We start from the raw sequence: 21,278 nt of genomic DNA, 5'->3' as shown, positions 1-21,278 counted from the left end.
TTTGCGACACTCCTGTGCAACCGTCCCTTCGTAATTTGCGTGGCACGGTCGAGTCCACGAGGGCCCGGCCTCGATCGCGAGAGACCTATCTGGCTCTGCCCGACCGGGTGAGCCAAGGAGGATTGATGTTCAGCACTGACGACGAACTCTTGAAGTTCATCTCTGACGAGGGAGTCGAGTTCGTCGACATCCGCTTCGTCGACCTGCCCGGCGTTCAGCAGCACTTCACGGTGCCGGTGTCGTCGTTCACTCTGGAGCCCCAGGCCTTCGACGGCTCGTCGATCCGCGGCTTCCAGACGATCAACGAGTCCGACATGGCGCTGTACCCGGACGTCACGACTGCGTACATCGACCCGTTCCGCACCGCGAAGACCCTCGCGCTGATGTACTTCGTGCACGACCCGATCACCGGCGAGGCCTACTCGCGCGACCCGCGCAACATCGCGCGCAAGGCGCTGGCGTACCTGGCCTCGACGGGCATCGGTGACACCGCCTTCTTCGCCCCCGAGGCCGAGTTCTTCATCTTCGACAACGTCGCCTACAGCACCTCCGAGGGCGAGTCGTTCTACAAGATCGACTCCGTCGAGGCCTGGTGGAACTCCGGCGCCGACAAGAACCCCGACGGCTCGGCCAACCTGGGCTACAAGACGCGCTACAAGGGCGGCTACTTCCCGGTCTCCCCCACCGACCACTTCGCCGACCTGCGCGACCTGATGGTGAAGAACCTCGAGAACGCGGGCCTGCTCGTCGAGCGCGCCCACCACGAGGTCGGCACCGCGGGCCAGGCCGAGATCAACTACAAGTTCGACACGCTGCTCAAGGCTGCCGACGATGTCATGAAGTTCAAGTACATCGTCAAGAACACCGCCTGGGAAGCCGGCAAGACCGTCACCTTCATGCCGAAGCCCGTCTTCGGCGACAACGGCTCGGGCATGCACGTGCACCAGTCGATCTGGGAGGGCGGCGAGCCGCTGTTCTACGACGAGACCGGCTACGGCGGCCTCTCCGACATGGCCCGCTGGTACATCGGCGGCATCCTGAAGCACGCCCCGTCGGTGCTCGCGTTCACCAACCCGACCGTGAACTCCTACCACCGTCTGGTGCCGGGCTTCGAGGCTCCGATCTCGCTGGTCTACTCCTCGCGCAACCGCTCCGCCGCGGTCCGCATCCCGATCACGGGCACCAACCCGAAGGCCAAGCGCGTCGAGACCCGGTTCCCGGACCCGTCCTCGAACCCGTACCTCGCCTTCTCCGCCCTGCTGCTCGCCGGCATCGACGGTATCCAGAACAAGATCGAGCCGCCCGCTCCGATCGACAAGGACATCTACGAGCTTCCGCCGGACGAGATGGCCGAGATCAACCAGGTCCCGACCTCCCTCGGTGCCGTCCTGTCGGCGCTGGAGAACGACCACGACTTCCTCACCGTGGGCGACGTCTTCACCCCCGACCTGATCGAGACCTGGATCGACTACAAGACCAACGACGAGATCCTCCCGATCCAGCTCCGCCCGCACCCGCACGAGTTCGAGCTCTACTACGACATCTGAGCCGAGCGCTCGGCATTTCGACACCGAAGGCCCCGGGACTCCCGGGGCCTTCGGCCATTTCGTATGCCGTCGATGTGCTCAACTCTGCCCAGGCGAACTGGTATGCCGACAGTCCATGTCGACTGGCCTTGAGATACCTCAAGCCGATCACGACTGCCAGGCGAAGCAATCTGCCAATGGTTGCGAATAGTTCGATTACGTTCCACACTGGAAACCATGAGTATCGCCGAGCCTGTCAGCCCCGAGCCCTCCGACGAGCAGGTGGCCCAGGCCGCCCTGCGCGCCTTGAGCGACCTCGCCGATGACGCCGCGCCAGTACGCCTCCGGATTGGTGACGGCGCCGAGGTCGTGATCCCGCGTTCCGCCCTCACCGGGCTCACCCAGATCCTTGCAACCTTCGCCCACGGGGAGGGTGTCACCGTGCTCCCCACACAGGCCGAGCTCACCACACAGCAGGCCGCTGACGCACTCCGGGTCTCCCGGCCATACCTGATCAGGCTCCTCGACGCCGGAGAGATCGACTACCGCACCGTCGGCACTCATCGCCGCGTACGCGCTTCCTCCTTGATCGCATACATGCGCGCTGACGCCAACCGGCGCCGTGCCGCCGCGGACGCACTCTCCGCAGAGACGTACGACCTCGGGTTGGCATGACGTCGCCTGTCGTCATCTACGACGCCAACGTCCTCTATCCCAGCACCCTGCGCGACGTCCTGATCCGGCTCGGGCTCGCAGACATCGTCACGCCTCGCTGGACCGAGACCATCCTCGACGAGACGTTTCGCAACCTCCGCGCCAACCGGCCGGACCTCGACCCATCCGTGCTCGGCCGGACGCGGCGGCTCATGGGCGTCGCCATCCCCGACGCCTCCATCACCGGATACGAGTACCTCATCGACGACCTTGACCTCCCCGACCCCGACGATCGCCACGTCCTCGCCGCCGCACTCCACATCCGAGCCGAAACGATTGTCACGAAGAACCTCCGAGATTTTCCCAGGCGGGTCCTCGATGCTCACAACGCCCGGGCCGTGCACCCGGACGCATTCCTACAAGACGTGCACGACGAGCACCCCGGGTCCTTGCCGACGATCATCCGTGACATCGCCGTCACGTGGCGTTCAGGAACGGACGTTGACGTCCTGGCCAGCCTCGCCGTCGAGGCGCCTGCGACATCCAAAACCCTCAGTGAAGGACAGTGAGTCGAGTCTCATCGTTGTAGAAGTCTCACACTCGACAACGATGTGGCCCACCATGACCTGCAACGACCGCACTGCCGGAGCCTTCTGGAATTCCTGGCAGGGCCTGCAAGACTTCTTCAACCTTCGAATGCCCTTGAACATGCAGTTAGAAGTGCGTCAGAACAGCGGAGCAGGAAGCTGGCCAAGCCCTGTCTGACCAGCAAGAACGCGAAGGTCACATTTCTACTACGACATCTGAGCCCAGCTCGGAACAGCGGAAACGCCGCCGGACGACTTCGGTCGTCCGGCGGCGTTTTCTCGTCCGGTCAGCGTTTCGTCAGAGCTCAGGAACCTGACCCATGGGCACCGGGTCAGACGCCAAGCAGCATCGTCAGGTCCAGGGCGGGAGCGCTGTGCGTCAACGCACCGACCGAGATCAGCTCGACACCCGTCTCGGCGATGGCGCGGACGCTGTCCAGGCGGACGGTGCCCGAGGCCTCCAGCAAGATCCCGGCGGCCTCGGCATGCTCGGCACGTATCTTCACGACCACTTCGATGTCGGCCACCGACATGTTGTCGAGCATGATCCAGCGGGCTCCGGCATCGAGGGCCTCCACGGCCTGCGCCACGGTCTGCACCTCGACATCGGTCTCGACCTTCTTCCCGGATCGCTCCATCCCACGCCGGATCGCTGCGAGCGCGGCGGTCACGCCGCCCGCCGCGGCGATGTGATTCTCCTTGAGCAGCACCATCGCCGCGAGGCTGAGCCGATGGTTGTGGCCGCCACCGGTGGTCACCGCGTACTTGTCCAGGGCGCGCAGGCCAGGCGCCGTCTTGCGGGTGTCCAAGATGCGCGCCCCGGTCCCGGCCACGGCCTGAACGTAGCGGTCGGTGAGCGTCGCGATGCCACTCATGCGCTGCAAGAAGTTCAGCGCCGTACGCTCGCCGGTGATCAGGCTGCGCGCGGGACCGGACAGGTGCGCCAGGACATCACCGTCCGTCAGCCGGGCGCCGTCGGACACGAGCGGTTCCACCGTGACCTCGGGATCGACCTGGGCGAAGACCTCGGCGAGCGCGGGAAGCCCACTGGCGATGCCGGCCTGTCGGGTGCGGATCTCGGCCGCGGCAGTCAGGCCCTCGGGAACGCTCCACGTCGTGGTGACGTCCTGGCTCGCCTCGTCCTCGGCCAAGGCGGCAGCGACGGCGGCTCGCGCCGCAGACGATGGGAACTCTGCCATGATCGCTTTCTCCTTCCCTGGTCAGCCGAGACCCTCGACGACGCGGAAGTCGCGCTCGAAGCCTTCGGGGAGCTCCGCCAGTGCCTCTTGGTAGGACGCGCTCGCGCGAGCGGCGACCGCCCGTTCGAAGCTGTCGAACTCAATCAGGACGACGCGCTCGGGTTTTCCGGCCTCATGTGCCTCGACCCGGCCGCCGATGCTCGCGAGCACTCGTCCGCCCATGGCCGCGACGGCCCGGCCCGCCAGCTTGTTGTAGTCATCGAGCCTGTCGGGGTCCTCGATGGTGGGATAGACGCTGACCCAGTAGCCCTTGGGCATGAAACCTCCAGTGTTGGGATGAGTCTGACCGAGATCAATGTGCGGAGATCGGCTTGGTGCCGGGCTCGAGGGGCAGGCCGAGCACCCTGACGACGAACGAGATCGCGTGGTACCAACCACAGACCAGGACCAGATCGAGCGCGGTGTCCTCACCGGCGGCAGCAACCAGGCGCGACCAGGTGTCGTCGGAGAGGTCGAAGGTCGCGTGGAGCTCGTCGACGGCATCGAGCACCGCACGATCGGCGCTGCTCCAGCAGCCGTCCGTGGGCCCGCCACGCGCGAGGGAAGCCAGCTGCTCCGCGTCGAGTCCCGCCTTGTCGGCGAAGATCGCCACATGCACAGCCCACTCGTAGTCGGCTCCGCACAGCGCGGTGGTCCGGTCGATGACCAGCTCGCGCTGGCGCACCGTGAGAGCGGTGCGGCGGGAGAAGTAGTAGTTCCCCCAGCCGGCGATGGCGCGAGCGAGCTCGGGCCGGCGCGCCCATACCCGGAAGAGCTGGATCGGCGAGTGCCCCAGGAGCTCGAGGGCCTCGGTGGCTTCCTCGCCATAGGGCGGCGAGAGCGGATCGATGCGGGGGCGCTTCGATTTCAGAGGCATGCCTAGGACGCTAACATGTGTGCTTCGGAAAGGGAAGCAAATGACAAACCCAACACCACTGCCAGGCCGTCCGGTCCGTGGCTCGCGCACGGGCCGCCCGATCATGGCTCTCCTGGACCTCTTGGGCCGACGCTGGGCGATGCGGGTCCTGTGGGAGCTGCGAGACGACTCGTCCCCGACCTTCCGCGAGCTCCAACAACGCTGCGACGGGGTCTCCTCGAGCGTCCTCGCAGACAGGCTTCGCGAGCTCGGACAGGCCGACCTCGTCGAGAACACGGGCGAGGGATACGTACTCACCGAACAGGGCAAGACGCTTCGAGAGTCCCTTCTCCAGCTGGACGCCTGGGCCGCCCGCTGGCAGCCCAGGGCGGAGGAGTGACGACTCGCAGCACGACGGGGGCCGTCATCGCCGTGGCGATGACGGCCCCCGTCGCCTCTTCAGCGTCGGGGAACAAGCGGTTGGTCTGTGTGAAGGATCTCCCGAGCCCACTGCCCGCCGGTGCAGCGTGACCACGACGAGCTCGACCGGCGCCTGACCGCCCACCACCCGAGGACGTGACGGCTCAAAGGCTCGGACTCACCGGGCGTACTCGAGGTCGACGAACGGCACCAGCTTTGCCTGCCGCGGGCCGAAGCTCAGGTACTCCTGGTCGTAGCCCCACCAGCCGCTTCGATTCTCGGTGGGTTCCACGATCCCACGGTCCAGCTGGACGTTGGCCAGCACCGAGCTGTACTCGATGACGATCTCGTTCTCACCGTCGACGAGGTAGTTACTGACGTCGACCACGGGATCGGTCCAGCTGACGCCTCCTGTGTGCAGGTCCTCGCCGACGAGCGGGATCCGGGTGCCGGTGCCGTCGTCAACGGTTCCGCCGACGTCCCTGCGTACCTTGGTCGGGTTGGTCGACACCTCGCCGCCGACCTTCTCCCCGTTGATCCAGACCTCCATCGTCGATTCGAACTCGTCGCCGAAGTCGAGATGGGCCCCGCTGGCCGAGTCCCCGTCCCAGTCGAAGGTGGCTTCGTAGCGACCGGTACCGGATACCGCCTGGCCGATCTCGGGGATCTGGTCCCAGGGCTTCAGCTTGTCGAGCTTGACGTCGATCTCGGTGATGTCGGTCGAGGTCTTGCGGTTCTCGGTGGTCACCCCGTCGATCGTCTCCGTCCTCACCAGGTCCCCTGACCTGGCGTTCGGGCGCCAGGAGTCGACGGTGAGGTCCCAGTCGGTGATGTCGTACGGAGCCGGCACCGTCACCTGGTCCTGGTGAGTCTTGCCGTTGCTCAGCTCGGTGGTCACTCTGCCGCTCTGCTTGGCGCGGACGACGACGCCGTCGTCGGTCGCGAACGCAATCTCAGCGTTCGTGTCCGAGACGTGCAGCCGCTCGCGGTCGACCTTCTCGAAGGCGAGCAGCTTGATGTTGTTGTGGTCCAGCTCGATCGGGACGATGGTCTTGCCGTCCTCCCACCGGTAGTCGGCGAGCTCGGTGACCTCGCCGGTCCAGGCATCGATCGAGTACGGCACGAACTCGCCATCCTGGACGATCTCGGTCGCGATGCTGTCCCCGACCTCGGCGTTGCGAACGCTCTCTTTGTGCGACTTGTCCAGGTACGAGCCGTCGTCGTAGTTGTAGGCGAAGACGTACTGGTTGCCGTCCGCGTCCTGACGCGTCTGCGTCAGGAGCTGCAGGTTCGGCTCGGCGTACCCGCTGTAGGGCTCGACGCCGAGGTCTCGAAGCTGTTCGAGAACGTCGTCGTCGTAGCCACCGGGATCACTGCTGAAGTAGCCGCCCTCCGGCAGGTCCGCGACCGACGCGGTCCGGACCGTGTCCAGTCGCTTCAGCTGGTCCATGACCTTGCGCAGCTGGCGGTCCTTGCCGTCGTTGAACGGCGTCCGGGAGCCGGCGTCTTCGAGGATGACGACCTTGAGACCCTTCTTGGCCCAGTCCCGGATCCTCTTCGCGGCATCGAGGTCCAGCCAGTCCTGGTAGAGCACGAGCGCCTTGTAGCCGGCCTTCTCGATGGTCTTCGTCTTCTTGTCGAAGTGGACGTCGTCGTCGAACAGGAAGCGCGGGCTGAAGTAGTCGTAGGTGTAGCCGTTGTCCTGCAGCTCCGTCGACCGGTAGTAGACGCCCTGGTGCGCGAGCTGCCAGTTCATCTGCGAGTTGTCGTTGCCGGTGCCGCCGCCGAAACGGACGCCCTGGAACCAGTCCTGGTTGACGAACCCGACATCGGTGCGAGCCTCCCCCGTCTGCAACAGCTGCTGCACACGTCCCAGGTGTGCGTTGAACTCGTCGTAGTCACGCAGGTCGGGGTTGCTGGCGCCCAGGTAGCGGAAGAACCCGGGCAGAGGCTGACCGCCGAAACCGAACGGCACGTAGCCCGGCCAGTCGTGATTGCCGTATCCGTAATCGGCGGCCCACACGTGCCAGATCACCCGTTGGAAGCCGGCCGCGTATGCCGAGTAGGCATCCTGAAGGTTCTTCTGAGCCGTGCCGCTGTAGGCCGGCATCTGCGCGCCGGTCTCGGTCGAGAGCACCTTGTTCTCCAGCTTCGCGGCACCGGTCCATAGCCGGAAGATGTCGACCTGGTTGTACTGGTTGAAGTTCTCGGCCTCCGGGTAGTCCACGTCCATGCTCGGCTCGGAGATCTCGAACGGCTTGCCGTAGGAGATCTGTGCCCGGGTCTCGATGCCGACCGAGTCCAGCCACTCCTTCAGCGGCTGCAGCATCCGCTCGCGGTACAGCTGCGTCTGCACGTCCTGGAAGTCGTTGATGATCTGCTGGCGCCTGTTCTCGTCACCGTCCAGCTTGTAGATCCCGGTCTTGGAGACGTCGTGGTACGGGTCGTACACGTTCGCCTTGGTGCCTCGGACCAGGAACAGATACGGCGTGATGTCGTAGCCCTTGCGCCGCTCGAACTGCTCGGCCATGTCCTCTGACCAGAAGGTGAACTGCGCCGCTTTCGAGGTCGGCCCCTCGAACTCGCTTCCGCCTCCAGGGTGGATCTCGAGGGAGTCCATGAACAGCTGGACGTCGCCTTCCTTGATCTTCGCGGCCAGTTTCGGGTCGCTCAGGTAGTGCTGTTCCCAGAACTCCTTCAACGCCTCCACGCCGCGCTCGTCGAAGTAGTTCGTCGTGTACGCCAGCTCGGCCGAGGGCTCGGAGGTCTGGAACGTGCCCTGGGTCCAGATGCCGAAGACCCGGTAGGTCCCGTCACCCGGCGCGGTCCAGTCCAGCTTCTGCTCCCACGCATCCGCTCCCTGCGAGACCCGGCCGCTCAGGTCGATGTAGCTGTCCGGATCGACGGTGTCGCCCTCGACCACGCGGTACGCGTACGCCGTGACCAGTCGTGCCCCAGGATGCATCGAGCCCTCGTCCGGCATCGGCAGCCGGACGAGCCGCTCACCCGCCCCGACCGTGCCGGTGCCCAGCGTCAGGTTCTGCATCGCCGACTGGCTGGTCGGGTCCATCCCCGGCACGTTCGAGGTCGCCCAGTTGGTGCCGGAGGTGAGGTAGACGCTCATCCCGAGGTCGAGGAGCTTGTTCATCATCAAGTTCCACTTGTGTTCCCACATCGGAGAGCCGTACGCATAGGTCTTGTCGGCCGCGACGCTGTCATCCTGCATACACAGCTCGACACCCCGGAACCCGGCGTCATAGAGCCGCTGGATCTCCTCCAGCAGGGTCTCGTCAGTGTGTGAGGCGTCGCCCAGCCACCAGCGCACGTCGGTGCTGTAGACCCGGTCCGGGTCGACGTACTCCCCCTCGAGCCGCTCCGCGAACGCCGAGCCCTCGGTCGCCGCCGTCCGGACATCGACCCCCTCGGACCGCTCTCCACCAGACGGTCGCGGCTCCCCTGCCACAGCGCCCGCCGGCACGGCCAGCGCAAGCGCCACCGCAACCGCCAACGTCCATGTCGTCGAGCGCCTGGCCGTTCCCATGCGGAGCGTCATCATCGGGTCCTCTCGTCAGCAAGAACGACTCTTCGAAGCCGGGGTTGATTCGTTTCAAAGAGCCTTCAGGCTAGGGTCGAGTGGTCTGCGTCACAAGGGCGTGACCGGAATAGGTCACGCACCCCACCCGCGTCCACGTCATCTGGTCAACAACCGGGCAACAGCGCCCGCCCGGAGCGCGAGTGTCGCGTAGCCTCGCCCGGTGCCAATCTTCGCGACCCTGGCCGGCGCATCTCGGGCACGCCGCTCCATCCTCGTCCTCATCCTCCCCCTCGTCGCCGCTGTCGCGCTGGCAGCGGTCGCCGTGGTGGTGGTCAGCCCCGGCAACGCCGCCACCGCCACGACGATCAAGCGGTGGGAGACCCGGCTGGCCGGTCTCGGCTGCAACGTCGGTCGCGTGGACGGTCGCGTCGACGACCACACCCGCACGGCCGTCGTACGCTTCCAGACCCGCCACCGCCTGAGCCCGAGCGGTCGCTTCACGACCACCACGCGGACCCGGCTGATGTCGGCGACGGCGAAGCGGTGTGACGTACGGCCGGTGCCGGCGAGCACCGGGACCGGACGCCGCATCGTGATCAGCCAGCGTCAGGACTGGGTCTGGCTGGTGCGCGCCGACGGGTCCATCCGCGCGCAGGGCGGGATGATCGACGCGGAGTGGCTGGACAAGCAGTGGTACACGACCGGCTCCTACTGCGGCCGACCGGCGCGTGGCAACCCACGTACGAACTACAAAGGAACGCAGTGGCTCTACCACTTCGTCCGGTTCGCGCCCTGCGGCGTGGCCTTCCACCGGGTGCCGGTGAGCATGCGGACGGGTCGTCAGATCCACCCGAACTGGTATCTCGGCACGGACGAGAAGACCTCCGACGGCTGCATCCGCCTCAGCGCCAAGATGGCGGCCGAGGTCTGGGACTTCACGAAGGTCAAGACCCGCGTACGCGTGATGTGAGCTCCACCGATCCGGGCAGCAGCTCAGCCATACTGAGCCTCATGACCGGCGTCGAGCGGGGTGTGTTTCGTTGACCAGTGCGCTCCTGTGGGGGCTTGTTGCCAGCTCCTCGCTGATCCTCGGCGGCGGGCTCGCCTACGTGATCACGCTGCCCCGGAGGGTGGTCGGGATCATCATGGCCTTCGGCGCCGGGGTGTTGGTGAGCGCCATCGCCTACGAGCTCGTCGAAGTGGCCTTCGAGACGGCGAAGGGCACAGGTGCGCTCGCGGTCGGCCTGCTCGCCGGCTCGTTGGCGTTCTTCGGTGGCGACTGGTTGATCGACAGGCTCGGAGGCGATGGCCGTAAGAGCACCTCGGGGGCGCAGGCCTCTGGTGTCGGGCTCGCGATCGTGCTGGGGATCGTGCTCGACGGGATCCCGGAGTCGATGACGCTCGGGCTCACCGTGCTGTCGGAAGGCACGGTGAGCATCGCGCTGCTCGCCGCTGTCTTCCTCTCCAATCTTCCGGAGGCGATCGCCGCGACTGTCGGTCTGTCGCAGGCAGGCTGGTCACGCGGACGGGTGATGGGACTCTGGGTGCTCGTCACCGTGATCAGCGGCATCGCCGCACAGATCGGGGCAACCGCGTTCGCCGACGCCTCGGACACGACGGTCGCCTTCGTGCTCGCGTTCGCGGCGGGTGCGATCCTGACCATGCTGGCGGACACGATGATGCCGGAGGCGTTCGAGCACGGTGGTCGGATCGTCGGTCTGATGACCACGTTGGGCTTCGCGGTGGCGTTCGGGATCAGTGCCTTGGAATGACCACACCGCGTGTGGGTGCGCGCTGCGAGGCGGTCAGGCGCAGGGGTCGAGGCCCGGACGCCCGGGGCGCTCGATGCCACGCCCGTCCAGGACGGTCTCGAGGACGGACGGCTTCGCCGGCATGATGCCATCGACGCAGGCGTCGACCATCCGCGAGTACGTCGCGGCGTCGTCGGGCGCCGAGCCGCTGAACCACACATGCACGGCATAACCGTCAGCATGAGCCCGCTCCACGAACGCCCGAGTGGCGACCGGAATGCCTTGGAACTGCACCGGCACCTGGAAGGCGACGGTCCCATCGATCGGCTTCACGCCCGCCAGGAAGTACGCCATCATGCCGGCCATGCCGGGCGCGAGCCCGATCTGCGGTGCCCGCGCGTGGAAGTCAACGAGAGCCGCGTCGTTGAACGATGCGACGATGACATCGGTGCGTCCAGACCTGTTCAGGAAGTCCGCCACAAGGCGTCCCGTACGCATGAAGGACGCCAGATCGGAGTCGGCGGTGCCCTTGATCTCGATGTTGATCGGGGTGTCGGGGAACTCGCGGAACACCTCGGTCAGGGTCGGGACCCGGAAGTCCTTGTTCTTGTAGCCGGGGACCTTCTCGCCGTGCCGGGCGCCGCGCAGCGGGTAGGCGGAGTCGGGCAGGCCGCGCACGGTGTTGCGTCCGGGTACGAACCAGTAGGCCGCGTCGAGCGCCTGGACCTGCTCGAGGGTCATGTCCTCGACCAGCCCGGTGCCGTTCGTCGTGCGTGTGACGTCGGCGTCGTGGATCACGACGAGGTGGCCGTCGGCGGTGGACTGGACGTCGAGCTCGAGCATGTCGGCGCCGATCGAGGCGGCCCGCTTGAAGGCGTACATCGTGTTCGTCGGCGCCTCGTCCTCACCACCCGAGTGCGCCATGTTCAGGACTCGCTGATCCAGCCACGGGTTCGGCACGGTCTCGGCAGCGGCCGAGGTGACCGTCAGCAGTGGGCCGACGAGCAGGGAGACGAGGGTGATGCCGAGGGGCAGCCGGGCGCGCATGCGCACAAGGTAGCGCCCGCACCCGTCCGGCGCAGCCGAACCCGCAGCTGCCAGTCAGCCATGGACCGGCTAGGAGAACTGCAACAGGTCGCGCACCGACGCGTAGGTGCGTTCGGCGTCCTCGAGCCAGAAGTCGTGGCCGACCCCGGGCAACCGACGTACGTCCCAGCCGAGCGCCTCCAGACGGACAGCCGTCACGTCGGGAAGCACGGCGGGCGAGTCGTCGGAGAGCAGGATCGTCGACGGGACGGCCGGCGCGGCGACCGGCGCCGGTGAGTGGGCGACGTCGCGGAAGACCGGGATAGCCATTCGGCGGTCGAACCTCTCGGTCGCGTCCGTGCGGAGCTTGTCGTCGCGCGGGTCGAGCGGAGGCCGACCGCGGCTGCGCCACTTCTGTGCGAGCGCCGCGACCGTGAGCCCGACAGGCGCGGTCGCCCAGAAGAGCCGACCGGCCAGGCCCTCGGTCGGGAGCCCGAGCCGGAAGCCGGGGTCGAGGTAGAGCGCATGGGACGGCGCCAGCCGGGCGACGGCACGCTCGAGCACCGTGCCACCCAGGGAGTGGCCGGCCACGAGGTCGAGACCGGCGGGCAGCGTCTCGACGAGGTCATCGGCGAACGCGCTGATGCTGTAGTCGTCGGACCGGTCGCTGGCTCCGTGCCCGCGGAGGTCGACGGTGGTGATCGTGACGCCGCCCGCTGCCACGATGTGCTCGGTGATGCCCCGCCACATCGATCCGTCGGCGCCCAGCCCGTGGATGAGGGCGACCTGCCGGGGGCCGTCACCGTGACGCGCGATGGCGAGCCTCATCGGACCTCCCCTGCCTCGGCGCCGATCATCGCACAGACCTGATCGGACGTACGGCGACGGCGCCGAGCATGACGAACACGATGCCGGCGACGAAGAGGACCTCGTAGCCGCCGGTGAGGGTGACCAGGCCAGCGGCGATCGAGGGGCTCATCGCCTGCGGCAGCGTGGTGGCCAGACCCAGGATGGCCAGATCGCGACCGGCGTTCCCGGCACCCTCGCCCTGCGGACGGGCGGGGAGAACCTCAGTCATCAGTGCGAGGTCGATGGAGATGTAGACCCCGAAGCCGAGGCCGAGCAGGAAGGCGTACGCCAGCACGCCTGTCGTCGTCGGCACGAGGAGCGGGATGGCGAGGGCGATCGACATGACGACCGAGGACCATACGATGAAGGGCTTGCGCCGCCCGACGCGGTCGGAGAGCCAACCGCTGCCCAGCGCGGACAGCAGGACGCCGACGAGCAGGACGACACCCATGGTCGCGGCGAAGGAGTTCGACGCGGCATCGCTCATGCCGATGTAGTCGCGCAGGATGTAGAGGCCGTAGGTCTGCGCGCCGTAGAAGCCGATGACCATCAAGAAGCGCGACCCGAAGGCCCAGGCGAAGTCGGGGTGCTGGCGGGGGCTGATCCAGAAGCCGCGCAGGAAGTCCTTGGCGCTGCTGCGCTCGCGGGGCAGGCCGGTGGCGGACTCGTCGCGGTTGGCGATGACGAAGACCCCGACGATCACCAGCACGAGGAGCGAGAGGATGGCGTACGGCAGGAAGCCCTGGTCGGCGGTGCTGCCCGCGACGATCGCGCCCACGGCGTTGCCGATGGTGATGCCGACACCGATCATCGCCGAGACGTTGCCTCTACGGCTCGCCGGGTAGCGGTCGGGGACGATGGCGGTAGCGGCGGCCTGGATGGCGTTGACGCCGACCTGGACGACGAGCCACACGAGCGCCACCACCAGCACGGACTGCGCCATCGGCAGGCCGAGAAGGAAGCCGCCGGTCAAGAGTGCGCCTCCGACCATCCACGGCGTGCGACGCCCGAAGCGCGAGCGGGTGGCATCTGACAGGGCGCCCGCGAGGGGCTGGGCGAAGATGTTGGCGATGAACGCGACGGTGGTGACGAACGCGAGGTTGCCGATCTTGCCGGCCTCATCGAGTCCCGAGACGACGTTGGGCAACAGGATGCCGTTGCCGCCGGAGTTCACCGCGAGGATCGCGACGTAGACCATCAGCAGGCCGAATGACATGCCGCGCCGTGGCGGCGGGGCTGCGCCGTCGGCGGTGGGCGGCCGTGAGGGGAAGGGGTTCTGGGTCAGCGCCATCGGGTGCTCCTGGCTCGGGGGCGGCACCGTCGCCGCTCGATCTAGGAGGCTAAGGATCCGAGAACGACCAGGTAATGGAGATCGTCTCCCTCATCTGCCACAGGGCATAGGGATGACGTCCATACCCCACGACTTCCGGGCGCTCACGCCCCGGACGGCGGCGTCTGGCACACGCCGTCCGCCTGTGCCTCGAAGAAGTCATGGGCGACCTGGCGCATCTGTGGGCCCGCGGGATCGGCCCCGGTGTCGAGCAGCTGGAGCGGCTCGCCGCCGGAGTAGGCGTGCCCCAGACCATGGACGACATGACGCTGGCCGAGCAGACACCCTTGGGCGTCCACGTAGGCAGCGATCTCGTGGACCCGGCCGTTGATCGTCTCGTAGGTGAGCGTTGCCGGCGCCGTGGGCACGGATCCGTTCAGCAGGCCGTCGTCGACCAGGTCGTTGGTGGCGAGCCACTGCTCGACGAGGGCCTGCTGACCGACGACGAGCGCCAGCGGGTCGAGCGTGCCGTACGAGATGACGAAGGGTTGCCGGTGAGCGTGCCCGCCCATCGCCGCAACCACCTGGCGAGCGGACTCGATCGGGTCGAGCGTCGTCCCTACGAGGTGATCGGGCGAGCCGATCGCGCAGAGGGTCCCGTTGAACATGCAGCCGGCTTCGGTCTGCACGCCGCGGAAGATGTCCGGATGCGTCGCCCCCATCACCGTGGCCATGCCTGCGCCCGCGGAGAAGCCGCCCACCGTGATCCGACCGGGATCGATCGGGAGGGCTTCGCGCACCTCCTCGACGCTCGCCGCGATCAGCGAAGGCGCCCGTCCGTCCCGGCCCTGCTGGGCGGCCTCGGTCCAGTTCCAGATGCCGGTGACCGTCGCCGCGCGATCCTCCTGCGGGTAGAGCGCGACGAACCCGCGCTCGAGGGCGAGCTCGTCGAGGCGCGAGCGGACGGCGACGTCGTCGACGAGCTCGTTGGACCCGTGCAGCTGGACCACGAGGGGCACCGCGTCATCGGACTGCGCGACCTGGGGTGGCACGAAGAGGCGGTAGGTCATGGTCCCTTGGTCGTTCGCGACCTGCCCGTACCGCACCTCTCCGACCGGTTGCTCGACGGCCGGTTGCTCCGTGCCGGCGACGGCTGCGGCCGGCACCGACCACAGGCCCGTACCCAGCAGCGTCACGAGCCCAGCCACCGCGGTCCGTCGCCGGCGCACTCGACTCACATCCCGAGGTTGGCGCGCAGCGCCGTGACACAGGCTGAGGCGCCGTGGTCGGTCATGATGATCGCCGCGTGGTCGACATCGTCGACCAGAGCTGCCGAGACGAGGGCGGGCGTCGTGGCGACCAGGCGTCCCACATGCGCGGGTGCGTACATCGGCGGCGAGTCGGCCCCGATGCTCCAGGGCGCGTAGACCAGGCGCACCGGTGCCCGTACAGCAGCCAGCGTCGCGGCCGGAGCATCGGAGGCGAGGACCGACACCGCGTCGTCGACGACAGTCTCGAGGTCGCGGTGCACCGACAGCCCGCCCTCGACCACTGCGAGGTCATGCCCCACCAGGGTCCGCATCCGCGGGTCGTCGGCCCCGGTCAGCGGCGCGACGCTGCTGCGGTAGTCGTCGAGGTACGCCGCCGCGTCGGACCAGATCCGGTCGGTGGCGTACTGCGCGCGGAACTTCGGAGCCGCGGCTGCAGCCGGCGGCGGCCCCTGCTCGCCGAAGTCGAGCGGCAGCCCACCGTCGACCAGGGTGACGGTGCGGACACGGTCAGGGTGTCGAGCGGCGAGCTCGGTGATGACAAAGCCGCCCAGAGACATGCCGAGGAGATGGACTCGGTCCATCCCCATCGCGTCCAGCAGAGTCACGAGCTGCTCGGCGTGCTCGGCCACCGAGGACGGCCCGGGACGCGCGGGCGTCCCTCCGCGTCCGGCGAGGTCGGGAGCGACCATGCTCACCTCGGGCGCCGCGTCGAGAACCCACGACCACAGCCGGTTGTTGCTGGACACCCCGTGGATCGCCAGCACCGGCTCGGTCCTGCCGGGCCGGACCAACACCTCGAACGGCCCGGCAGCAGTCTCGACCGTCTCGATCCTCGTGCTCATGCGGACACCCTCTCAGCGATGCTCGCCGTCTCGCGACGGATGAGACTCATGACCTCGCCGCGCAGACGGAGGAACTCCGGATCTGCCTTCGTCGTCAGCTGATCGCGCCCGGACGGCAGATCGACCTCGAGGTCTGCGGCGATGCGCGCCGGCTTGCCTGCCAGCACGACGACCCGGTTCCCGAGGTAGACCGCTTCGTCGATGTCGTGGGTGACGACCATCAGGGTCAGCCCGGACTCGGCGGCGATGCGTACGACCAGGTCCTCCAGGTCGGAACGGGTCTGGGCGTCCACCGACGCGAACGGCTCGTCCATCAACAGCACCTGCGGCCGGTAGGCCAAGGCCCGCGCGATGGCCACGCGCTGCTGCATGCCACCGGACACCTGCCAGGGGTAGAGCCGCTCCACACCCTCCAGGCCGACTGCGGCGAGCGCCTCGGTGGCGCGGGCGTTGCGATCCTGTCGCGACAGCGTACGGCGCAACGGCAAGGTGACGTTCTCGCGGATGCGCAGCCAGGGCATCAGCGAGCGGCCGTAGTCCTGGAACACGACCGCCAGGCCCTCCGGCGGACCGGCGACGGCCCGCCCCGCGACCGCGACCTCTCCCCCGCTCGGCCGGTGGAGCCCGGCGACGCAGCGCAGCAAGGTCGACTTGCCGGTGCCGGAGTGGCCGACGACGCAGACAGTCTCGCCTGTCCGGATCTCGAGGTCGATGCCGTCGAGCACGTGCCGGGAGACACCGTCGACGACGAAGGTCTGCTGCAGCCCGGCGATACGGACTGCGGAAACCGGTGGTGACTGGTTCATGTGGACTCCATGGGATCAGGCGCCGGCGGCGGCGACGGTGGTTGAGCCGGTACGACGGCCCTCGTGCCATGACAGCACCAGCCGTTCGACTCCGGCGCTGAGCAGGTTGAGGGCGTAGCCGAGCAGGCCGAGAAGGATCAGTCCGGCCCACATGTCGGCGATCGCGTAGCTGCGCTGGGACTGCAGGATGAAGTAGCCGATGCCCTCGCTCGATCCGAACAGCTCGCTGCCGACCATGATGACGACGGCGACGGAGACGCTGGTGCGCACCCCGACCATGATCTGCGGTGCGGCGTTGGGCAGCATCACCCGGGTGGCCGACGTGACCGGTCTGAGCCGGTACGTCCGAGCGACGTCGCGCACCAAGGGGTCCACGGCGCGGACCCCGTCGACGGTGTTGAGGAAGGTCGGCCAGAACGCACCGAGCGCGATGATGACGACCTTCGACGTCACGCCGAGACCGAACATGGCGACGATGAGCGGGAGCAGCGCGACGATCGGTGTGGCGCGCATGAACTCGAAGACCGGGGTCATCGCCGTGTGGATCCGCGGCGTCAGCCCGAACACCACACCCGCAGCCAGTGCAGCGACCAGCCCGGCACCGAGTCCCAACCCGAGGTTGGTGAGGCTGAACGCCACGTCGGTCGGGACCCGTTCGAAGAGCCACAGGTCCTGGAATCGCTCGAGGATCGTCCGCAGCGGCGGGAAGTAGATCGACGTGCTGCTGGCCGAGGCGAACCACCAGGTCGCCACGAGCGCGACCGGCAGCCAGGCCTCGACAGCCGCGGCGGTCAGCCGGCGCCTCATCGGTGCCCCCGAACGGACGGGTGCCAGGCGATCACCCTGCGCTCCAGGCGGCTGAACAGTAACACCACCGCCAGGCCGAGGAACCCAGCCAGCAGCGTGTAGGCGTAGACGTCGACGGTCTCGCCGTTGCGCTGGGCGACGGCGATCAGGGAGCCGACGCCCGGCACCAGCACCAGCAGCTCGACCGAGATCGCCACCAGCATCGCGATGATGGCCGAGAGGCGGATGCCCGTAGCGATGTACGGCAGCGCACTGGGCAGCACCACGCGCCCGAGGATCGACCAGCGGCCGAGCCCGTAGCTGCGCGCCGTCTCGATGGCCACCGGGTCGGTGTCACGTACGCCATAGATGGTCTGCAGGAGGAGGGGCCAGATGCAGGCGGGGATGACGATGATCAGCACGGCCTCCCGGCTTGCGCCGTAGACGAGCGCCGCCAGAGGGATCAGGCCGAGCGCGGGGATCGTACGCAGGAAGTCGATCGTGAACCTCGAGCTGCGGTAGGCGAGCATGCTGCGGCCCAACAACAGTCCGAGCGGGACGGCCACAGCCAGCGCCACGGCCAGACTGATCGACCACGCGGTGAGCGTCTGCCCGATCGCGGCCCAGGACTCGGACGTGCCGAGCACCTCGGCCAGGCGCGCGAAGGACTCGACGCTGCCGGCCAAGGCGGAGTCGCTGACCTGGTCGGTGGCGGCGAGCCACGACCAGACGGCCAGGATCGCCGCAACGGCCGCGACCTGGCTGACCGGGGCGGGCACCGCGCGGCGGGTCGGCCGCGCCGCGGCGGGCGGGGCCGGCTGCGATGCGCCGGACATCACCGCCCGCCCCTCCACGACGCGCTCGGACACCGTCACTTCGCCACGACCTGCTCGACGTCGATCGGCTCGGCGATGCCGTCGTAGCGCACCAGGACGTCGTTGATGGTGGCGAAGCTCGCGGGCGAGATACCGGCCTCGAGCTTGTTGATCTGCGTAGCCTCGGCGACCTCCGGCTTCATCTTGAAGTACTTCTCGTAGATGGGGATCAGCTTGCTCGGGTCCTCGTCGGCCAGCTCGATCGACTCGGCGACGGCGTCCCGCAGGGCGTCGACGGTGTCGGGGTTGGCGTCGGCCCACTCGCGGGTCGAGGTCATCACCAGACGGGGCGAGTCGGCGAAGACCGTCTCGATCGGGTCGCCGAACGGCACCTCGGCGCCGCCGTCGATCAGCTGTGTCATGAACGGGTCGGCGACGAGCGCCGCGTCGATGTCACCCGACGCGAGGGCGTCGGCGACGGCCGGGAACGGCACCTCGACGATCTCCACCAACGCGTCGTCGCCGCCGTCGTCGGCGACCACCTGGCGGACCCCGAACTCCGAGGCCGACTTCAGCAGGTTCACGCCGACCTTGCGGCCCTCGAGGTCCTTCGGCGCCTTGATGTCGCTGCCCGCGGGCACGACGAGAGCCGAACCCGTGCTGCCCGTGGCGCCTTCCTCGAAGGTGGTGACACCGCTCACCGCGACGACGGGGACGTTCTGCCCGGCGGCCACGGCCATGCCCGGGCCGGTGTTGACGCTCAGATCGACCTTGCCGGAGATCAGGGCGCCGACGAGATCGGTGGCCGCGGCCTCCTCGGCCACGAGGTCGATGCCGTGCTTCTCGAAGATGCCCTCCTCGATGCCCAGCAGGACCGGCGCGGAGTCGGGCAGAGCGTAGCTCCAGGTCAGCTGGCCCTCGGTTGCGGCGGAGTCACTGTCCTCGCCGCCACCACAGGCGGCCAGAGCGAGGACAAGCGCCCCGGCGCCGAGGGCACCGAAGAACTTTCGGGCGACGGACGGACGGGTCATGACACGGCTCCTGTTGGGTGTGCGGTCGTCGTGGTCGGCGGCGAGGTGAAGACCTTGCCGGGGTTGAGCAGGTGGGCGGGGTCGAGGGCGGCCTTCACCGCGCGATGCATCTCGACGACCTCGGCGGACAGCTCTGCGGTGAGGCCGTCGCGCTTGAGCAGACCGACGCCGTGCTCGCCCGTGACGGTGCCACCGAGGGCGATGGCGTCGGCGATGATGTCGCCGAAGGCGGCTTCGGCGCGCGCCCGGGCCGCGTCGTCGCCCGGCGGCGTCACCAGCAGCGGGTGCAGGTTCCCGTCGCCGGCGTGGGCGATGTTCGCGATCACGATGTCGTGGCGGACCGCGATGCGCTCGATGCGCGCCAGCATCTCCGGCACCTGCTCCTTGGGGACGCAGACATCCTCGGTGAGGACCGGCCCGAGACGTTCCAACGCCGGATAGGCGAGGCGCCGGGCGGCGAACAGCGCCTCGGCCTCGTCCTCGTCGGTGGAGCGCTCGGCCCAGGTGGCGCCGGCGGTGCGGAAGCAGTGGACCATCTGCTCGGCGAGGGCTTCGCCGGTACTTCCCGGATCGTCGAAGCGACCCAGCAGGACGACCTCGGCCTCGGTGGACAACCCCATGTTCTTCCAGGCGTCGACGGCCTGCAGACAGTGCCGGTCGACGAGCTCGAGCGCGGACGGCACCAGGCCGGCCTCGCCCACAGCCCGCACGGCGGCGCCAGCATCCACGACGGAGGAGAAGAAGCCGGCGACCGTCAGAGCCGGGGCAGGCAGGGGGCGGAGACGGACCGTGACCTCGGTGACGATGCCGAGCGTTCCCTCCGATCCGACGACGAGCCCCATCAGGTCGTACCCCGCGACGCCCTTGGCGGTCCGCCGGCCGAGCCGGACGACCTCACCGCGTCCGGTGACGACCTCGAGCTGCAGGACGTAGTCGCGGGTGACGCCGTACTTGACGCAGCACAGTCCGCCGGCGTTGGTCGCGACGTTGCCGCCGATGGTCGACCACGGTGAGCTGGCGGGATCCGGCGGGTACCAGAGCCCGTGGTCGGCCACCGTCTCGCGAAGCACGTCGTTGACCACGCCGGGCTGTACGACGGCGAGCCGCTCGAGGGGGTTGATCTCCAGCACTCGGTTCATGCGCTCGAGCGAGACGACGACGCAGCCGTCGAGAGCGTTGGCTCCTCCGGACAGCCCGGTGCCGGCGCCGCGGGCGACGACGGGGACGCCGTGCCGGAGGCAGGCACGGACCACCTGCACGACGTCGTCGGTGGAGGTGGCACGGACCACGGCAGCGGGCTGTCCGTACGGCGCCCACGCGGCCTGGTCGCGGCTCATGCCCTCGACCACGTCGGGGTCGGTCAGCACGGCTCCGGGGGGCAGCAGCCCGACGAGCTCCTCGGCGATCTCGGTGGCAGTGACGTCTCGCGCGACAGAGGCGGTCATGCGCGGCGCCTGGGGATGGAGTTACTGGTCACGAGGACAGGAGACCATCCCTGTGGCTCCCGTCACATGGAGAGAATCTCTGTCGTTATGCGCTCAGAGTGGAGGTTCCTCGCCACGGGCATCGAGGCGCTCCGCGAGCCGACGCAGCCGCAGCGCGAGCTGGAGCTCGAGAGCGCGGTCGGTCCCGCGCCACCCTTCCCCGAGCAGCTCGGTGATGCGGTCAAGGCGTTGGTAGAGGGTGTTTGCGTGCACGTGCAGGGCCGCGCACGTGCGTGCGTGGTGCTGTGCTTGGCCCAGGTACGTCTCGAGCGTCTCGACCAGGTGTCGGTTCTTCTCCGCGTCGTGGCGGACCAGCGGACCGATCTGGTCGTCGATGAACGCCGTGGCGTCCCCGCGACCGGCCCGCCCGAACAGCGAGGCGTAGGGGCTGGTCTCGGCGACGAGTGCGCACGAGCGGCCGCGGTCGAGGGCGACCAGGAGCGCGGCGGTCTGCCGCGCCGACTCGTGCGCCGCGCGCAGCGCCGCCACGCCACCCGGCCACGGGGCGATGCCGACGGCGCCCGGCAGCTC

At 68.4% G+C, this 21,278-nt stretch carries 21 protein-coding genes; 6 read left to right on the top strand and 15 right to left on the bottom strand.

What is annotated here, in order from left to right; translation table 11 throughout:
• The first annotated feature begins 125 nt into the window (after nucleotides 1-125).
• From glnA to IEY84_RS15395, 3 genes are all read left to right on the top strand, one after another.
• Nucleotides 126-1,547, top strand: a complete 1,422-nt coding sequence (gene glnA, locus IEY84_RS15405; RefSeq protein ID WP_183545698.1) for a type I glutamate--ammonia ligase — start codon at nucleotides 126-128, stop codon at nucleotides 1,545-1,547.
• Between the two features lie 216 nt (nucleotides 1,548-1,763).
• Nucleotides 1,764-2,201: a helix-turn-helix domain-containing protein gene (locus IEY84_RS15400; RefSeq protein ID WP_183545700.1), complete on the top strand. Its 438-nt coding sequence runs from the start codon at nucleotides 1,764-1,766 to the stop codon at nucleotides 2,199-2,201.
• Nucleotides 2,198-2,749, top strand: coding sequence for a PIN domain-containing protein (locus IEY84_RS15395; protein WP_183545702.1), 552 nt, complete (start codon nucleotides 2,198-2,200; stop codon nucleotides 2,747-2,749). The genes IEY84_RS15400 and IEY84_RS15395 overlap by 4 nt, the downstream gene beginning before the upstream one ends.
• A 350-nt stretch (nucleotides 2,750-3,099) precedes the next feature.
• Here the strand turns inward: IEY84_RS15395 and nadC are convergent, their stop codons facing one another.
• From nadC to IEY84_RS15380, 3 genes are read right to left on the bottom strand one after another with little or no spacing between them, the layout of a single operon-like run.
• The gene (gene nadC, locus IEY84_RS15390) at nucleotides 3,100-3,966 is read right to left on the bottom strand and encodes a carboxylating nicotinate-nucleotide diphosphorylase (protein WP_183545704.1); all 867 of its coding nucleotides are present in this window, start codon (nucleotides 3,964-3,966) and stop codon (nucleotides 3,100-3,102) included.
• 21 nt (nucleotides 3,967-3,987) lie between these two features.
• A complete protein-coding gene (locus IEY84_RS15385) occupies nucleotides 3,988-4,284 on the bottom strand; it encodes a DUF1330 domain-containing protein (protein WP_183545706.1) in 297 nt (98 codons plus the stop codon).
• A 34-nt stretch (nucleotides 4,285-4,318) separates the two neighbouring features.
• On the bottom strand, nucleotides 4,319-4,882 hold the full coding sequence (locus tag IEY84_RS15380) for a carboxymuconolactone decarboxylase family protein (RefSeq protein WP_183545708.1): 564 nt from the start codon (nucleotides 4,880-4,882) through the stop codon (nucleotides 4,319-4,321).
• Between the two features lie 103 nt (nucleotides 4,883-4,985).
• On the opposite strand from IEY84_RS15380, the gene IEY84_RS15375 reads away from it, so the two are divergent.
• Nucleotides 4,986-5,261, top strand: coding sequence for a winged helix-turn-helix transcriptional regulator (locus IEY84_RS15375; RefSeq protein WP_183545710.1), 276 nt, complete (start codon nucleotides 4,986-4,988; stop codon nucleotides 5,259-5,261).
• Nucleotides 5,262-5,459: 198 nt separating this feature from the next.
• Here IEY84_RS15375 and IEY84_RS15370 read toward each other — a convergent pair whose 3' ends face one another.
• Entirely contained in the window at nucleotides 5,460-8,834 is a 3,375-nt protein-coding gene (locus IEY84_RS15370; RefSeq protein ID WP_221208842.1) for a glycosyl hydrolase, read from the bottom strand.
• A 202-nt stretch (nucleotides 8,835-9,036) separates the two neighbouring features.
• Between IEY84_RS15370 and IEY84_RS15365 the strand changes: the two genes are divergently transcribed.
• Both IEY84_RS15365 and IEY84_RS15360 read left to right on the top strand, forming a co-directional pair.
• Nucleotides 9,037-9,786: a L,D-transpeptidase family protein gene (locus IEY84_RS15365; RefSeq protein ID WP_183545712.1), complete on the top strand. Its 750-nt coding sequence runs from the start codon at nucleotides 9,037-9,039 to the stop codon at nucleotides 9,784-9,786.
• Between the two features lie 70 nt (nucleotides 9,787-9,856).
• Nucleotides 9,857-10,588: a ZIP family metal transporter gene (locus tag IEY84_RS15360; protein ID WP_183545720.1), complete on the top strand. Its 732-nt coding sequence runs from the start codon at nucleotides 9,857-9,859 to the stop codon at nucleotides 10,586-10,588.
• Between the two features lie 33 nt (nucleotides 10,589-10,621).
• On the opposite strand, the gene IEY84_RS15355 is transcribed toward IEY84_RS15360, so the two are convergent.
• From IEY84_RS15355 to IEY84_RS15305, 11 genes are all read right to left on the bottom strand, one after another.
• Nucleotides 10,622-11,614: a glycerophosphodiester phosphodiesterase family protein gene (locus IEY84_RS15355; RefSeq protein ID WP_183545722.1), complete on the bottom strand. Its 993-nt coding sequence runs from the start codon at nucleotides 11,612-11,614 to the stop codon at nucleotides 10,622-10,624.
• Nucleotides 11,615-11,683: 69 nt separating this feature from the next.
• A complete protein-coding gene (locus tag IEY84_RS15350) occupies nucleotides 11,684-12,421 on the bottom strand; it encodes an alpha/beta fold hydrolase (protein ID WP_183545724.1) in 738 nt (245 codons plus the stop codon).
• Between the two features lie 25 nt (nucleotides 12,422-12,446).
• Complete coding sequence (locus IEY84_RS15345; RefSeq protein ID WP_183545726.1) at nucleotides 12,447-13,733, bottom strand: MFS transporter; 1,287 nt, start codon at nucleotides 13,731-13,733, stop codon at nucleotides 12,447-12,449.
• Nucleotides 13,734-13,876: 143 nt separating this feature from the next.
• A complete protein-coding gene (locus tag IEY84_RS15340; protein WP_183545728.1) occupies nucleotides 13,877-14,950 on the bottom strand; it encodes an extracellular catalytic domain type 1 short-chain-length polyhydroxyalkanoate depolymerase in 1,074 nt (357 codons plus the stop codon).
• Nucleotides 14,947-15,825 (bottom strand): alpha/beta fold hydrolase, encoded by an 879-nt coding sequence (locus IEY84_RS15335; protein WP_183545730.1) that lies wholly within the window; start codon nucleotides 15,823-15,825, stop codon nucleotides 14,947-14,949. The genes IEY84_RS15340 and IEY84_RS15335 overlap by 4 nt, the downstream gene beginning before the upstream one ends.
• Complete coding sequence (locus IEY84_RS15330; RefSeq protein WP_183545732.1) at nucleotides 15,822-16,631, bottom strand: ABC transporter ATP-binding protein; 810 nt, start codon at nucleotides 16,629-16,631, stop codon at nucleotides 15,822-15,824. The genes IEY84_RS15335 and IEY84_RS15330 overlap by 4 nt, the downstream gene beginning before the upstream one ends.
• A gap of 15 nt (nucleotides 16,632-16,646) precedes the next feature.
• On the bottom strand, nucleotides 16,647-17,438 hold the full coding sequence (locus IEY84_RS15325) for an ABC transporter permease (RefSeq protein ID WP_183545734.1): 792 nt from the start codon (nucleotides 17,436-17,438) through the stop codon (nucleotides 16,647-16,649).
• Nucleotides 17,435-18,286 (bottom strand): ABC transporter permease, encoded by an 852-nt coding sequence (locus tag IEY84_RS15320; RefSeq protein WP_183545736.1) that lies wholly within the window; start codon nucleotides 18,284-18,286, stop codon nucleotides 17,435-17,437. Before IEY84_RS15320 ends, IEY84_RS15325 begins: the two co-directional genes overlap by 4 nt.
• A gap of 2 nt (nucleotides 18,287-18,288) precedes the next feature.
• Nucleotides 18,289-19,263 carry an ABC transporter substrate-binding protein gene (locus IEY84_RS15315; protein WP_183545738.1) on the bottom strand — a complete coding sequence of 325 codons (975 nt, stop codon included), beginning with the start codon at nucleotides 19,261-19,263 and terminating at the stop codon, nucleotides 18,289-18,291.
• Nucleotides 19,260-20,708, bottom strand: a complete 1,449-nt coding sequence (locus tag IEY84_RS15310; protein WP_183545740.1) for an FAD-binding oxidoreductase — start codon at nucleotides 20,706-20,708, stop codon at nucleotides 19,260-19,262. Before IEY84_RS15310 ends, IEY84_RS15315 begins: the two co-directional genes overlap by 4 nt.
• Before the next feature lie 93 nt (nucleotides 20,709-20,801).
• Nucleotides 20,802-21,278, bottom strand: a 477-nt coding sequence (locus IEY84_RS15305; protein WP_189129309.1) for a PucR family transcriptional regulator, incomplete at its 5' end; no start/stop codon positions are given.

The sequence above is a fragment of the Nocardioides albus genome (genome assembly GCF_014648255.1).
In the GTDB taxonomy this organism is placed as follows: domain Bacteria; phylum Actinomycetota; class Actinomycetes; order Propionibacteriales; family Nocardioidaceae; genus Nocardioides; species Nocardioides albus.
The sequence above is the reverse complement of the archived record's forward strand: the minus strand, read 5'-3'. Positions and strand labels throughout refer to the sequence as shown.

Bases quoted from the DNA above. Each gene is read 5' to 3' on its own strand.
- IEY84_RS15375 (WP_183545710.1), top strand. From the start codon at position 4,986: ATGGCTCTCCTGGACCTCTTGGGCCGACGCTGGGCGATGCGGGTCCTG.
- IEY84_RS15385 (WP_183545706.1), bottom strand. From the start codon at position 4,284: ATGCCCAAGGGCTACTGGGTCAGCGTCTATCCCACCATCGAGGACCCC.
- IEY84_RS15380 (WP_183545708.1), bottom strand. From the start codon at position 4,882: ATGCCTCTGAAATCGAAGCGCCCCCGCATCGATCCGCTCTCGCCGCCC.
- IEY84_RS15325 (WP_183545734.1), bottom strand. From the start codon at position 17,438: ATGAGGCGCCGGCTGACCGCCGCGGCTGTCGAGGCCTGGCTGCCGGTC.
- IEY84_RS15350 (WP_183545724.1), bottom strand. From the start codon at position 12,421: ATGAGGCTCGCCATCGCGCGTCACGGTGACGGCCCCCGGCAGGTCGCC.
- IEY84_RS15315 (WP_183545738.1), bottom strand. From the start codon at position 19,263: ATGACCCGTCCGTCCGTCGCCCGAAAGTTCTTCGGTGCCCTCGGCGCC.
- glnA (WP_183545698.1), top strand. From the start codon at position 126: ATGTTCAGCACTGACGACGAACTCTTGAAGTTCATCTCTGACGAGGGA.
- IEY84_RS15355 (WP_183545722.1), bottom strand. From the start codon at position 11,614: ATGCGCGCCCGGCTGCCCCTCGGCATCACCCTCGTCTCCCTGCTCGTC.
- IEY84_RS15310 (WP_183545740.1), bottom strand. From the start codon at position 20,708: ATGACCGCCTCTGTCGCGCGAGACGTCACTGCCACCGAGATCGCCGAG.
- nadC (WP_183545704.1), bottom strand. From the start codon at position 3,966: ATGGCAGAGTTCCCATCGTCTGCGGCGCGAGCCGCCGTCGCTGCCGCC.
- IEY84_RS15370 (WP_221208842.1), bottom strand. From the start codon at position 8,834: ATGACGCTCCGCATGGGAACGGCCAGGCGCTCGACGACATGGACGTTG.
- IEY84_RS15400 (WP_183545700.1), top strand. From the start codon at position 1,764: ATGAGTATCGCCGAGCCTGTCAGCCCCGAGCCCTCCGACGAGCAGGTG.
- IEY84_RS15335 (WP_183545730.1), bottom strand. From the start codon at position 15,825: ATGAGCACGAGGATCGAGACGGTCGAGACTGCTGCCGGGCCGTTCGAG.
- IEY84_RS15395 (WP_183545702.1), top strand. From the start codon at position 2,198: ATGACGTCGCCTGTCGTCATCTACGACGCCAACGTCCTCTATCCCAGC.
- IEY84_RS15330 (WP_183545732.1), bottom strand. From the start codon at position 16,631: ATGAACCAGTCACCACCGGTTTCCGCAGTCCGTATCGCCGGGCTGCAG.
- IEY84_RS15345 (WP_183545726.1), bottom strand. From the start codon at position 13,733: ATGGCGCTGACCCAGAACCCCTTCCCCTCACGGCCGCCCACCGCCGAC.